The following is a 12,573-nucleotide window of genomic DNA, read 5'->3' as shown; positions in this document are numbered from 1 at the left end:
GAGCTTGCTCGCGATAGCGTCAGCCCAGTCAACATCGCGGCAAGCTGACCCGCCGCTATCGCGAGCAAGCTCGCTCCCACAGGGGATTTGTGGYGTAYGCGAGGTCYGTGAACGACCCGGAAAAACTGTGGGAGCGAGCCTGCTCGCGATAGCGGTACAAGCGCACGCAAAAAAAAACGGCACCTTTCGGTGCCGTTCGTTTTCACGCTCGGGGCTTTACTTGCGTGCTGCCTCCCACGATTTCAACAGCTCGGTGTAGCTCACTGTTTCACCTTTAGGCTTCTCGTTCGCCAGTTTCGGCTTCGGTGCACCCGGTTGATCGAACCAGTATTGCGCGTCGCGCTCGGGGTTCATTTTCGGGGCGCAGGTGGCTTGGGCCTTGGAGCGTTCCAGGCGCGTCATGATCGCATCCTGGTCCTTGGCCAAGCCATCGAGGGCCTGCTGCGGGGTCTTCTCGCCACTGGCGGCTTCGGCGATGTGGCTCCACCACAGTTGCGCCAGGCGCGGGTAGTCCGGCACGTTGGTCCCGGTCGGGGTCCATTGCACACGGGCGGGGCTGCGGTAGAACTCCACCAGGCCACCGAGTTTCGGCGCCAGGTCGGTCATCGCCTGGGAGTTGATGTCCGACTCACGAATCGGCGTCAGGCCAACGATGGTCTTCTTCAGCGACACGGTCTTGGACGTCACGAACTGCGCATAGAGCCAGGCCGCGAGTTTCTGTTTCTCAGGCGTAGACTTCATGAATGTCCAGGAACCCACGTCCTGATACCCCAGCTTCATGCCCTGCTCCCAATACGGACCACGCGGCGAAGGCGCCATGCGCCATTTCGGCGTGCCATCGGCGTTCACCACCGGCAGGCCCGGCTTGGTCATGTCGGCGGTAAACGCGGTGTACCAGAAAATCTGCTGGGCGATGTTGCCTTGGGACGGTACCGGGCCGGACTCGGAGAAGGTCATGCCCGCCGCTTCCGGCGGCGCGTACTTCTTCAGCCAGTCCACGTACTTGGTGGTGGCGAACACAGCTGCAGGGCCGTTGGTGTCGCCGCCACGGGTGACACTGGAGCCGACCGGATGGCAATCTTCGACGCGAATACCCCACTCGTCCACCGGCAGACCGTTGGGCAGGCCCTTGTCGCCGCCACCAGCCATGGAGAACCAGGCATCGGTGAAGCGCCAGCCCAGGGACGGGTCTTTCTTGCCGTAGTCCATGTGACCGTAGATACGCTTGCCGTCGATTTCCTTGACGTCTTCGGAGAAGAACTTGGCGATGTCTTCATAGGCCGACCAGTTCACCGGTACACCCAGCTCGTAGCCGTATTTCTCCTTGAACTTGGCCTTCAGCTCCGGGCGTTCGAACCAGTCGGCACGGAACCAGTACAAGTTGGCGAATTGCTGGTCGGGCAGCTGATAGATCTTGCCATCCGGCGCAGTAGTGAAGGAGATGCCGATGAAGTCCTTGATGTCCAGGGTTGGCGAAGTGTAAGCCTTGCCTTCGTTGGCCATCAGGTCGGTGATCGATTCGGTCTTGCCGTAGCGAAAGTGCGTACCAATCAGGTCCGAATCGTTGACCCAGCCGTCATAGATGTTTTTGTCCGACTGCATCACCGTCTGCATCTTCTCCACCACGTCGCCTTCTTGCAGCAGGTCGTGGTTCAACTTGATCCCGGTGATTTCGGTGAAAGCCTTGGCCAGTACCTTGGACTCGTATTCGTGAGTGGTGAGGGTTTCCGACACCACGTTAATACTCATGCCGCGAAACGGCTCGGCGGCCTTGATGAACCACTTCAGCTCTTCGAGCTGCTGCTCGGCTGTCAGGGTCGACGGCTTGAATTCACTGCCTATCCATTTTTTAGCGGCGTCTTCATAGGCGTCGGCCCAGGCCGCAGCACTCAGCCCGCTGAGTGCCAGCATGGCTGCCAATGAAACGCTATGTCGCAGCTTATTGTTTTTATTGAACATAGAGACCTCCTGTTTGGGTTTAAGAGCCTGATCGGCGAACCTTCGCGACTAGCCCCACCGCATCACTGCCAACAGCCACACCCAAGACAACGCGAACGCTATCCAGATGCTCCAGTCGGTGGCGCCGATTACCAGCAGGTGCAGGTAGGCGCTACCGAGAAGACCGATAAACAACCGATCGCCACGGGTCGTGGTAATCGGCAGGAAACCACGCCGAGGGATGCTCGGCGAACGCAACTCCCAGGTGGTCATGCCTGCCAGGAACAAGGCGATAACCCCGAAAAATGCCGCCGTGGGGGCGGTCCAGTTCATCCATTCCATCATCGACTCCTCAGACCCGGCCCAGGGCGAAGCCCTTGGCCACGTGGTTGCGAACGAACCAGATCACCAGCATGCCCGGCAGGATGGTCAACACCCCCGCCGCCGCCAGCACGCCCCAGTCGATACCGGACGCCGACACCGTACGGGTCATGACCGCCGCGATCGGCTTGGCATTCACCGAGGTCAACGTCCGGGCCAGCAACAGCTCGACCCAGGAAAACATGAAGCAGAAAAATGCCGTGACACCGATGCCGGAGCCGATCAACGGAATGAAGATCTTGGTGAAGAACTTGGGGAAACTGTAGCCGTCAATGTAGGCGGTCTCGTCAATTTCTTTCGGCACCCCGGACATGAACCCTTCGAGGATCCACACCGCCAGCGGCACGTTGAACAGGCAGTGAGCCAGGGCCACGGCGATGTGGGTGTCGAACAACCCGATGGACGAATACAGCTGGAAGAACGGCAGCAGGAACACCGCCGGTGGCGCCATGCGGTTGGTCAGCAGCCAGAAGAACAGGTGCTTGTCCCCCAGGAACCGGTAGCGGGAAAACGCATAGGCCGCCGGCAACGCGACCGCCAGGGAAATCACCGTGTTCAGGCTCACGTAATACAGCGAGTTGAGGTAACCGGTGTACCAGCTCGGGTCGGTGAAGATCACCTTGTAGTTGTGGAAGGTGAAATCCTGCGGCCACAAAGTCAGGCTGCCAAGGATCTCGGTGTTGCTCTTGAACGACATGTTCAGCAGCCAGTAGATGGGCACCAGCAGGAACAGGATGTAGATCAAAAGCGGTATCAGCTTTTTCTTGCTCATTGTGCGGGCCTCAACGGTTGGCGTCGGCGTGCGTCATGGCGGTATAGAACAGCCAGGACACCAACAGAATGATCAGGAAGTACACCAGGGAAAACGCCGCCGCCGGGCCCAGGTCGAATTGGCCGATGGCCATCTGCGTCAGGGTCTGGCTGAGGAACGTGGTGGCGTTGCCCGGCCCGCCGCCAGTGAGTACGAACGGCTCGGTGTAGATCATGAAACTGTCCATGAAACGCAGCATCACGGCGATCAGCAGGACGCTCTTCATCTTCGGCAACTGGATGTGCCGGAATACCGCCCAGCTGGAGGCCCGGTCGATCCGCGCGGCCTGGTAGTACACGTCGGGAATCGCCCGCAGCCCCGAGTAGCACAACAGCGCCACCAACGACGTCCAGTGCCAGACGTCCATCACCAGCACGGTGACCCAGGCGTCCATGGTGTTGGCTGCATAGTTGTAGTTGATGCCCAGGCCATTGAGGGTGGAGCCCAGCAAGCCGATGTCGGCGCGGCCGAAAATCTGCCAGATGGTGCCCACCACGTTCCACGGGATCAGCAGCGGGATCGCGAGGATGATCAACACCAGGGATGACCATTTGCCCTTGGTCGGCATGGTCAGGGCGATGGCGATGCCCAGGGGAATTTCAATCAGCAACACGCACGCCGAGTAGATGAACTGGCGCAGCAGCGAATCGTGCAGCCGTGGATCGAGCAGCACCTGCCTGTACCAGTCGGCGCCGACGAAGTAGCGGCTGGACTGGTCGAAGATGTCCTGCACCGAATAGTTGACCACGGTCATCATCGGGATCACGGCACTGAAAGCCACCAGCAGGAACACCGGCAATACCAGCCACCAGGCCTTGTTGTTCTGCACCTTGTTCATGGCTGCACCTCACTCAACGGTTCCAGCAAATACTCATCGGCATAGACCATCAGCCATTGGGCCGGAAAACTGATGTACGCCGTGCCTTCGGGCACGGGCTTGTCTTCGGCCAGGCGCACTTTCAGCGGTGCGCCATCGAGGTTGAGGGTCAGGATCTTGTAAGTGCCCAGGTCTTCGACGTGGACCACGTCAGCGCGCATCGCATCGTCGTAAGGGCCATCCCAGACATGCACGAACTCCGGGCGGATACCGACCTTCAGGCTTTTGCCTTCGGCTTCGGCGACCCGACGTTGCAAGGTTTCCGACAGCGGCAAGTGCGTCGAGGCGAAGCCGACGCCACCGGGCTGTGCCGTGACCTCGATCAGGTTCATCCCCGGGCTGCCGATGAAGTAGCCGACAAAGGTGTGGCTGGGACGCTCGAACAAGTCCCGAGGCGTGCCGAACTGCACGATCTGGCCGCCGTACATCACGGCGATCTTGTCGGCGAAAGTCGAGGCCTCCAACTGGTCGTGGGTGACGTAGACCATGGTGATGTTGAACTGCTCGTGGATCTGCTTGAGCTTGCGCCGCAGTTTCCATTTCAGGTGCGGGTCGATCACCGTCAGCGGCTCGTCGAACAGGATCGCCGACACATCGTCACGCACCAGCCCGCGGCCCATGGAGACTTTCTGTTTTTCGTCGGCGGTGAGGTTGCGGGCCTTTTTGTCCAGCAGGTTCTGCAGGTCCAGGACCTCGGCGATTTCCTGCACCTTGGTGTAGATTCTCGCCTCGGCCATGCCCTGGTTACGCAGCGGGAACGCCAGGTTGTCGAACACGGTCATGGTGTCGTAGACCACCGGGAACTGGAACACCTGGGCGATGTTGCGCCGTTCCGGGGTCAGCTCGTTGACGATCTTGCTGTCGAACATCACCTGCCCTTCGGAAGGGCTGAGCAATCCGGAAATGATGTTGAGCAACGTGGACTTGCCGCAGCCCGAAGGCCCGAGCAGCGCATAGGCGCCGCCCTGCTCCCAGATGTGGTTCATCTCGCGGATAGCGTAGTCCTCGGGGCCCGCCGGGGTGCTGGTGTAGCTGTGGGCGAGGTTCTGCAAACGAATTTCGGCCATCAGGCAACCCTCGCGATACGCTGCCCTGGGGCTTGGACCAGCTTGCCCTGGGCGTCGAAGACAAACAGTTTATGGGTCGGAATGTAGATGCGGATCGGCGCATCCACGTCGTACTCATGCACCCCTGGCAGGTGCAACACCAGCAGGAAATGCTCGTTGCGCACGTGCAGGAAGGTCTCCGAGCCACTGATCTCGGCCACCTCGACGGTCACCGCCAGTTCGAGGTCGTCGTCGTTGCTCGGCACCAGGGAAATATGGCTGGGGCGCACGCCGAAACGGAACTCACCCTCGCCCACCGGGCGCAGGTCGACGTTCAGCGGGAAGTGCACGAAATTGGCGAAGCTCACCTCGTTGCCGGCGATGCGTCCCGGCATGAGGTTGATCGGGGGTTCGGAGAACAATTCGGCGGCCAGCACGGTTTGCGGCTGGTGATACACAGAGGACGATTTGCCGCTCTGGATCACCTGGCCCTCATGCAGGATCGTGGTGGTGCCGCCCAGGGCCAACGCCTCGTTGGGCTCGGTGGTGGCGTAGACGGCGATGGTGTGGCGGGCCTGGAACAATTCGCGCATTTCCTGGCGAAGCTCTTCACGCAGCTTGTAGTCCAGGTTCACCAGCGGCTCGTCGAACAGGATCAGTTCGGCGTCCTTGACCAAGGCCCGGGCCATGGCCGTGCGCTGCTGCTGGCCGCCGGACAACTCCAGCGGATGACGCTGCAGGAATTTCTCGATGCGCAGCATCCTGGCGGTTTCCAGCACCTTGCTCTGGATCACCTCGTTGGACACACCGGCCTGGCGCAACGGCGAGGCGATGTTTTCGAAAACGGTCATGGTCGGGTAGTTGATGAACTGCTGATAGACCATCGACACGTTGCGCAGCCGTACCGGGCGCTTGGTGACGTCGACGCCGTTCATCAGGATGCGGCCGCTGTCGGGCTTGTCCAGACCGGCCATCAGGCGCATGAGGCTGGTCTTGCCGGACAGCGTGCGGCCCAACAGGACGTTGAAGGATCCGGGTTCGAAACTCAGATTGGCATCGTCGATCCAGGTCTGGCCTTCGACGGTGCGACAGATGTGCTCAAGCTTTAATGACATGGCTCGGCCTTTTTATTATTGGAGTCAAGCGACCCGAGTTAGAAAGCGAAAGCCGTGCCAGAAATCACAACCCCTTGATTAGCCTGAAATTTCCACTTATCTGCAGGAAAAATACGTTCATTGATGAACACAAGTGAACAGCCATGAATGAACAACTGAACAACGCCCGGGTTGACAATGAACAATTTTGAACAACACTGAAAGAACGTTTTCGGCTAGCCTGGCCATGCCCTCTGTGGGAGCGAGCTTGCTCGCGATAGCGGTGTGTCAGCCAAATCAATGCTGCTGATCCACCGCTATCGCGAGCAAGYTCGCTCCCACAAGGGTTTGTGTATGAAGTGGTATTCAGGCCTGCCCCAGCACAAGGAGTCTGTGCGAGACTTGCCACAACAATAAAAACAGCTCCTGCGAGAGTGCCCCATGGCCGCACCTGCTCCAGCCTTGTCCCACGAGGCCATCATCCAGGCCTCCTGGTCCCGTTGCCGCGCCTTCGGCCTGAACCATCAAAGCGTGCCGGCCTTCGACCAGTTGCCCGCCCAAGGCATCGCCCAGTTGCTGGAGAGCCAGCATTCGCTGGTGCAGACCACCCACCAGGAAGTCTTGCCGTACTACGAAAACATCCTGAGCAACTCCAACTGCCTGATCATGCTGGCCGACAACCAGGGCCAAGTGCTGACCTCCTGGGGCACCCAGCGCTTCATCGAACCGAAACTGGCCCATGGCTTCAGCGCCGGGGCGAGCTGGATGGAGCGCTGCACCGGCACCAACGCCATCGGCACCGCGCTGGCCTGCGAACAGGCTGTGCACATCGAACACGATGAACACTTCCTCAAGGCCAACCGCTTCATGACCGGCTCCGCCGCGCCGATCTTCGATGCCGAGCGCAAGGTCATCGCCGTGCTGGACGTCTCCAGCGACAGCTACCTGCCGCCCTCCCACACCCTGGGCATGGTCAAGATGATGAGCCAGACCGTGGAGAACCGGCTGATCCTCAACCTGTTTCGCGGTGAACACTTCCAACTGACCTTCAACACCGGCCTGAACAACCTCGACAGCCAATGGGCCGGGCTGCTGGTCTTCGATGAGAGCGGCCAGGTCCTGTCCGCCAACCGTCGGGCCGACAACCTGCTGGGCCTGAGCCTGTCGCGGGTCAGCATCGAAAGCCTGTTCAAGGTCTCGCTGCTGGAACTGCTGAACCAACCCGACGGCCTGCCGTTCGCCCTGCAAGCGTCCGGCAGCAATCGTTTCCAGTGCTTGCTCAGGCGCCCGAGCCAGGTGTCGATCAAGGCTCGCGTGTTCACCGAAACAGCACCTGCGCCGGCCCCCGCCAGTAACGCTATCAGCCTCAACACCCTGCACTTCGGTGACAGCCGTGTGGAGAAGGCTGTGCGCCAGGCCGAGCGTTTGCTGGAGAAGGACATTCCGCTGCTGATCCACGGCGAGACCGGCGTCGGCAAGGAAGTCTTCGTCAAAGCCCTGCACCAGGCCAGTTCGCGCTGCAAGCAGCCGTTCATTGCCGTCAACTGCGCAGCGATCCCCGCCGAGTTGGTGGAATCGGAATTGTTCGGTTATGAAAAAGGCGCCTTCACCGGCGCCAACCAGAAAGGCAGCATCGGCCTGATCCGCAAGGCCGACCGGGGTACGTTGTTCCTCGACGAGATCGGCGACATGCCCCTGCCAACCCAGGCCCGGCTGCTGCGGGTCTTGCAGGAACGTTGCGTACAGCCGGTGGGCAGCGCCGAGCTGTTCCCGGTGGACATCCGCATCATCTCCGCCACCAACCGCTCGCTGCGTGAACAGGTGCAACTGGGGCGGTTTCGCGAAGACTTGTACTACCGCATCGGCGGCCTGACCCTGGAGCTGCCACCGCTGCGCGACCGCAGCGACAAACAGGCCCTGTTCAAACGCCTCTGGGAACACCACCGCGAACCGACCCAATGGGCCGGCCTGAGCCGCGAGGTACTGGACCTGTTCGAACGCCATCCATGGCCGGGCAACCTGCGGCAGGTCAGCAGCGTGCTGCAAGTGGCCCTGGCGATGGCCGAAGAACAACCGATCCGCCCGGAACACCTGCCCGACGACTTCTTTGTCGACCTTGAAATGGAACCGGTGGAAACGCCTGAGCCGCTGACGGTGGACCTCAACGATGCCGAGGACCTGAACCGTCAGTTGCAGGCAGTGGGCGGGAATATTTCACACCTGGCGCGACGGCTGGGGGTCAGCCGCAATACGTTGTACAAACGGCTGCGGCAACTTGAAAGCTGATACGAAACTTGTGGGGGTGGGCTTGCTCGCGATGGCTGGACTTGCTCTTGTTGATTGAGTACATATCCGTTGTTGCGGTAACGGCTGCTTAGGGTTCCGCTCTTACAGCGGCTCACTTTTGAGAAGCGCAAAAGTAAGCAAAACGCTTCATGCCCCACCACTTGGCACCTCGCCTAGGCTCGGTGTGCCCTCACTCCGGCATTGCTCCGTGGGCCCGCCGCGAAGGGCCATCCATGGCCCAGCGCGGCTATCCCGGCATCCATGCCGGGATGCCCACTACGCAATGCCTGCGTTCGGCCAGCGTGGTTAACGGGGCGCCGAGATCAACGTCCACCGCGAGGCGGCCTAGTAGCCGACCTGGTTCTCCCGGTCGTACACCCGTCAAATCTGTTTGAGCAGGACCTGTGGGAGCAAAGCTTGCTCGCGAGGCGGCCTGACAGCCGACCTGGCTCTCCCAGTCATACTCCAATCCAGTTGTGGGAGCGAGCTTGCTCGCGAAGGCGTCGGCACAGCCAACATCATCGCAAGCTGACCCACCGCTATCGCGAGCAAGCTCGCTCCCACAGGGGATTTGTGCTGAATGTGATGTTCGAGAAGAACTCGGAAAAACTGTGGGAGCGAGCCTGCTCGCGAAGACGGCGGCACAGCCAACATCATCGCAAGCTGACTCACCGCTATCGCGAGCAAGCTCGCTCCCACAGGTGTGTTGCTTAACTGATTGGCATTACTCCGACTTAGTCGAACGCGCCATTGAGCACTTCATAGATGATGCCAGTGGCGATCGCTACCAGGATCAGGTCCGTGCCGACCTGCTGCCACTCATAACCGTCATAGTGCGGCAACCGCCCCAGGAGTCGCCCATCGAGCTTCTTGGCGATTCCGGGTGGCAACGGCTTGCCCCGTGCAAGATTTTTCTGGATGCCTGGCGGCAGCGCCGGGCCGGGGCTCCAGTAATCGCGATAACCGCCAATCACACCGAGGATGCCGCCGCGGTCGAGGCTCGGGCCGTTATGCCAATCGCCGCCACCACCGCCACCGCCTTGGTTGCCTTTGCCTCCCTTATTGCCGGGATTTCCTTGACCGCCCTTGTTGCCCTGCCCGCCTTTGCCTCCTTGTCCGTGGCCAGGACCTTGATCGAATTGAGCATTTCCCTTGCCGTTGCCCGGGTCCGCGACAACAATGCCAGGGCCAGCCGCCAGGGCGAAACAGGTCACTGCAGCAATCAACGAGCGGGATTTGAACATGGCAGGTTCTCTCAAAAAAGGGATGTCCCCTGTAAAGATATAGAGACTAACGGTGATATTAGTTCCATATCACACTGCGCGCCGCTTGCCTGGACCGGATACACCTGAACACAGCAATCAAGGAGTTTCATGCGCAAGGATTACCTGGCTTTTTTCGTCTCGATGTTCCTTTCCCGGTTGGCCGACCAGATTTTGCTGTTCATCGTCCCGCTGATTGTTTTCCAGACCACCAACAGCGTCGCCTGGGCAGGCCTGGCCTTTTTCGTCGAGTCCTTGCCACGCTACCTCTCGTTCCCGATCTGCGGCGCGCTGTGCGACAAGTTCTCGCCGATTCGCATCCTGCACATCAGCCAGGTCTATCGCGCCGTCGCCTGCGCGGTGGCGGTCGTGCTCCATGGCGTCTTCGGCGGGATCTATTGGATCGTCGCGCTCTCGGCCCTGTGCGGCGTGCTGACCACCCAGGGCATCATGGCCCGCGAAGTGGTGATGCCGTACATCTTCAAGCACTACACCTACAACAAGACCCTGTCCTACTCGCAAATCGCCGACCAGACCGGCTTGGTGCTGGGCCCACTGATCGCTGCGCTGCTGCTTGAGGTGTGGGCGTGGCACTGGGTGGTGCTGGCGATTGCCGGGCTGTTCCTGCTGGCAGACCTGGCGATGCTGTATTGGCAACGCGTCAGTTCGGTCACCCTGGAAACCTTCGCGCAGCATCACGACCTCTGGCTGAACCCGCTGCGCATTGCCTTCGGCCACATTCGCAACCTGGCGGAACTGAAAAAGATCATCAGCCTGGCAGTGGGCGTCAACCTGATCATCGGCGTCACCCTGGCCACCTCGGCGGCCATGGTCATCGGCCATTACGGCGCCGGCAAGGATGACTACGCAGGTTTACAGGCAGCCGGTGCCGTCACCACCATCCTCATCCTGTTCTTCCTCGCCCGGGTGAGTTTGCCCTTGAAACTGCTGGGTGCCCTCTCCTACACGCTGATCGCCGTCGGCGCCTTCATCACCGCACTCAGCCCGAACACAGGGGGCTACGTCGTCGGTTTCTTGCTGATTGTCGGTTTCGACAAAATGTTCAACGTCTACTTCCGCACCCTCCGCCAGCAAGTGATTCCGCCCCAGGACTTCGGCAAGACCGTCGGCGTCATCACGCTGCTCAACAACCTGTCGCAACCGCTCGCGGGCCTGCTGGTCGCGGTGCTGGCCGCGCCGATTGGAACGCAGCAGGTGATTGTGCTGCTGGCGGTTGCCACCAGCCTGATCGGAGCCGGGGTGGTTGTGGTGCACAGGTATTCGACACACCGGTCGAGCATCTACAGCGCCGAGAGCGACTGACCCTGCCGAGGAGCGGTTTGTATTATCAGTGACTTATTATTGAGGCATGGTTGCAACGTTGCCGGCGTCAATGCGCGTCTGCCCCGCCATTCGTCACCTGTCGAGTGTCGGGGCCAACAGGCGGCCACGTCTGGCTCAGGGTTTGCACTGGCCTGTCTCAGCAGCCAAGAACGACGTAATTCTGACGCGGCGGCAAATTAATCAATGCTTGGTCAGCAAACGGAGATGTACCGTGTCAACTCTCAACGAAATCGCAGCGAATCACGCGAGAATGGCAAAGTTAAAGGAAGAAGAGTCGATGCGGCTGAGTGCGCTTCAGGGTCAGCTGGTGGGGAGTTTTGAAATTCCACCCATCGAGGCCCCCCAGGAGATGTCGCTGCACTTTATGGCAGGGGTACAGGATCACTCGTTTGGGGAAGCGGCGGCGCTGAGTTTTTGACCTGGGTGTTGATGGGGTTTCGTCGCTCGCTTGTTCGCGGGCGACTCGACCTTTCAGAACTGCCTGGCTAAAGCCGCTGCAAGTATGCCGGCCGCAATTGCCGGCAGCGGTTTTTTCAGTGCCAGCATGACGATTGCCGTGGTCAGCAAAGCCAGGCGTGCGCCGTTGTCACCTTTAACCGCCAGCGGAGCCAACACCGCCACCAACACCGAACCGGACATGGCCGTGATGAACTGCTGCACCCGATAGTTGATCGGCACGAACGACATCACGAAAACACCGCCCCACCGAGTCGCCAATGTCACCGCGGCCATTATCAATATGACCACCAGGGTGCCGTAACCCGCCGTTTCAATGCTCATTGTTTTTTCTCCATCCACAGCGCGCCCAGAATGCCCCCCGCCAAAGCGCCGACCACGACATGACTGTTCGCCGGCAAGTACCAGTAAGCCAACAGCGATGAGCAGGCCGCCACGGTCCAGATGATGAACATGCGCAGGTTTTTCTTCCCGCCCACGACCATCGCCAGCAAGAAACAACCCATCACCATATCGAGCCCGAAACTGACCGGGTTCTCAATGGCGCTGCCGAAATGAAGCCCCAGCCAACTGCCCAGGATCCACGCGACCCAGAGCGCAATGCCGCCGCCGAATAAAAGCCCGAGCCCCGGCTTGCCACGACTGAGCGCCTGCATCGCCATGGCCCAGTTGGCGTCCGAAACAACCAGCATGACACCGTAGCGTTTGGCAACGGGCAGCTCCCGCAGCCACGGGTAAAGCGTCGCGCCCATCAACAAGTGCCGGGCGTTGATAGCAAAGACGGTGATCATCAGCGGGACGACCGGCACTTGCTGGCCCCACAGGTCCAGCGCGGCAAATTGAGAAGCGCCGGCAAAGACCAGCGTGCTCATGAGCACGGCTGATGTATCACTCAAGCCCGTTTGCGCAGCGGCCAGGCCGAACGCCACTCCGAACACAACGACGAAAAGAGAGATGGGGATCAGCTGTTTGAAACCGTCGTAGATGTGATTCAACGTCAGCGCGTGCAGGTGGGGTTCAACATTCGACAAAACAGGGCCTCTTCTGAATATCTGCGATGCAAAAAACGAGAGTATGG

The 12,573-nt window shown here is 60.3% G+C and carries 12 protein-coding genes; 3 read left to right on the top strand and 9 right to left on the bottom strand.

Annotated features, from left to right (window positions below; genetic code table 11):
- Window positions 1-216: 216 nt before the first annotated feature.
- The 6 genes from AB4Z20_RS07325 to AB4Z20_RS07300 are packed head-to-tail and all read right to left on the bottom strand — an operon-like array spanning window position 217 to window position 6,168.
- Entirely contained in the window at window positions 217-1,959 is a 1,743-nt protein-coding gene (locus AB4Z20_RS07325) for an ABC transporter substrate-binding protein (protein ID WP_253476450.1), read from the bottom strand.
- 48 nt (window positions 1,960-2,007) lie between these two features.
- Window positions 2,008-2,280, bottom strand: a complete 273-nt coding sequence (locus AB4Z20_RS07320; RefSeq protein WP_442089626.1) for a DUF2160 domain-containing protein — start codon at window positions 2,278-2,280, stop codon at window positions 2,008-2,010.
- A 10-nt stretch (window positions 2,281-2,290) separates the two neighbouring features.
- Window positions 2,291-3,091 (bottom strand): carbohydrate ABC transporter permease, encoded by an 801-nt coding sequence (locus AB4Z20_RS07315; protein WP_214510609.1) that lies wholly within the window; start codon window positions 3,089-3,091, stop codon window positions 2,291-2,293.
- A 10-nt stretch (window positions 3,092-3,101) separates the two neighbouring features.
- Window positions 3,102-3,968 carry a carbohydrate ABC transporter permease gene (locus AB4Z20_RS07310; protein WP_214510608.1) on the bottom strand — a complete coding sequence of 289 codons (867 nt, stop codon included), beginning with the start codon at window positions 3,966-3,968 and terminating at the stop codon, window positions 3,102-3,104.
- Window positions 3,965-5,074, bottom strand: coding sequence for an ABC transporter ATP-binding protein (locus AB4Z20_RS07305; RefSeq protein ID WP_253476452.1), 1,110 nt, complete (start codon window positions 5,072-5,074; stop codon window positions 3,965-3,967). Before AB4Z20_RS07305 ends, AB4Z20_RS07310 begins: the two co-directional genes overlap by 4 nt.
- On the bottom strand, window positions 5,074-6,168 hold the full coding sequence (locus AB4Z20_RS07300; protein WP_442089625.1) for an ABC transporter ATP-binding protein: 1,095 nt from the start codon (window positions 6,166-6,168) through the stop codon (window positions 5,074-5,076). Before AB4Z20_RS07300 ends, AB4Z20_RS07305 begins: the two co-directional genes overlap by 1 nt.
- A 420-nt stretch (window positions 6,169-6,588) precedes the next feature.
- Between AB4Z20_RS07300 and AB4Z20_RS07295 the strand changes: the two genes are divergently transcribed.
- Window positions 6,589-8,433: a sigma-54-dependent Fis family transcriptional regulator gene (locus tag AB4Z20_RS07295; RefSeq protein ID WP_253476454.1), complete on the top strand. Its 1,845-nt coding sequence runs from the start codon at window positions 6,589-6,591 to the stop codon at window positions 8,431-8,433.
- Window positions 8,434-9,167: 734 nt separating this feature from the next.
- Here the strand turns inward: AB4Z20_RS07295 and AB4Z20_RS07290 are convergent.
- Complete coding sequence (locus AB4Z20_RS07290; protein WP_214510605.1) at window positions 9,168-9,677, bottom strand: anti-virulence regulator CigR family protein; 510 nt, start codon at window positions 9,675-9,677, stop codon at window positions 9,168-9,170.
- Window positions 9,678-9,806: 129 nt separating this feature from the next.
- Between AB4Z20_RS07290 and AB4Z20_RS07285 the strand changes: the two genes are divergently transcribed.
- Together AB4Z20_RS07285 and AB4Z20_RS07280 are read left to right on the top strand one after the other, a co-directional pair.
- Window positions 9,807-11,018 (top strand): MFS transporter, encoded by a 1,212-nt coding sequence (locus AB4Z20_RS07285; RefSeq protein WP_258688832.1) that lies wholly within the window; start codon window positions 9,807-9,809, stop codon window positions 11,016-11,018.
- A 232-nt stretch (window positions 11,019-11,250) separates the two neighbouring features.
- Window positions 11,251-11,457 (top strand): hypothetical protein, encoded by a 207-nt coding sequence (locus AB4Z20_RS07280; protein WP_442089624.1) that lies wholly within the window; start codon window positions 11,251-11,253, stop codon window positions 11,455-11,457.
- A 53-nt stretch (window positions 11,458-11,510) separates the two neighbouring features.
- Here the strand turns inward: AB4Z20_RS07280 and AB4Z20_RS07275 are convergent, their stop codons facing one another.
- Both AB4Z20_RS07275 and AB4Z20_RS07270 read right to left on the bottom strand, forming a co-directional pair.
- Window positions 11,511-11,819, bottom strand: coding sequence for an AzlD family protein (locus AB4Z20_RS07275; RefSeq protein WP_214510603.1), 309 nt, complete (start codon window positions 11,817-11,819; stop codon window positions 11,511-11,513).
- Complete coding sequence (locus AB4Z20_RS07270) at window positions 11,816-12,526, bottom strand: AzlC family ABC transporter permease (RefSeq protein ID WP_109754629.1); 711 nt, start codon at window positions 12,524-12,526, stop codon at window positions 11,816-11,818. Before AB4Z20_RS07270 ends, AB4Z20_RS07275 begins: the two co-directional genes overlap by 4 nt.
- Window positions 12,527-12,573: the final 47 nt, after the last annotated feature.

The organism is Pseudomonas sp. KB_12, assembly GCF_052114545.1.
In the GTDB taxonomy this organism is placed as follows: domain Bacteria; phylum Pseudomonadota; class Gammaproteobacteria; order Pseudomonadales; family Pseudomonadaceae; genus Aquipseudomonas; species Aquipseudomonas brassicacearum.
This window is presented reverse-complemented; position numbering and strand designations above follow the sequence as displayed.

Excerpts from the sequence above, each read along its gene's own strand:
- AB4Z20_RS07320 (WP_442089626.1), bottom strand. The coding sequence starts at position 2,280 with ATGGAATGGATGAACTGGACCGCCCCCACGGCGGCATTTTTCGGGGTT.
- AB4Z20_RS07285 (WP_258688832.1), top strand. The coding sequence starts at position 9,807 with ATGCGCAAGGATTACCTGGCTTTTTTCGTCTCGATGTTCCTTTCCCGG.
- AB4Z20_RS07305 (WP_253476452.1), bottom strand. The coding sequence starts at position 5,074 with ATGGCCGAAATTCGTTTGCAGAACCTCGCCCACAGCTACACCAGCACC.
- AB4Z20_RS07315 (WP_214510609.1), bottom strand. The coding sequence starts at position 3,091 with ATGAGCAAGAAAAAGCTGATACCGCTTTTGATCTACATCCTGTTCCTG.
- AB4Z20_RS07325 (WP_253476450.1), bottom strand. The coding sequence starts at position 1,959 with ATGTTCAATAAAAACAATAAGCTGCGACATAGCGTTTCATTGGCAGCC.
- AB4Z20_RS07275 (WP_214510603.1), bottom strand. The coding sequence starts at position 11,819 with ATGAGCATTGAAACGGCGGGTTACGGCACCCTGGTGGTCATATTGATA.
- AB4Z20_RS07310 (WP_214510608.1), bottom strand. The coding sequence starts at position 3,968 with ATGAACAAGGTGCAGAACAACAAGGCCTGGTGGCTGGTATTGCCGGTG.
- AB4Z20_RS07295 (WP_253476454.1), top strand. The coding sequence starts at position 6,589 with ATGGCCGCACCTGCTCCAGCCTTGTCCCACGAGGCCATCATCCAGGCC.
- AB4Z20_RS07290 (WP_214510605.1), bottom strand. The coding sequence starts at position 9,677 with ATGTTCAAATCCCGCTCGTTGATTGCTGCAGTGACCTGTTTCGCCCTG.
- AB4Z20_RS07300 (WP_442089625.1), bottom strand. The coding sequence starts at position 6,168 with ATGTCATTAAAGCTTGAGCACATCTGTCGCACCGTCGAAGGCCAGACC.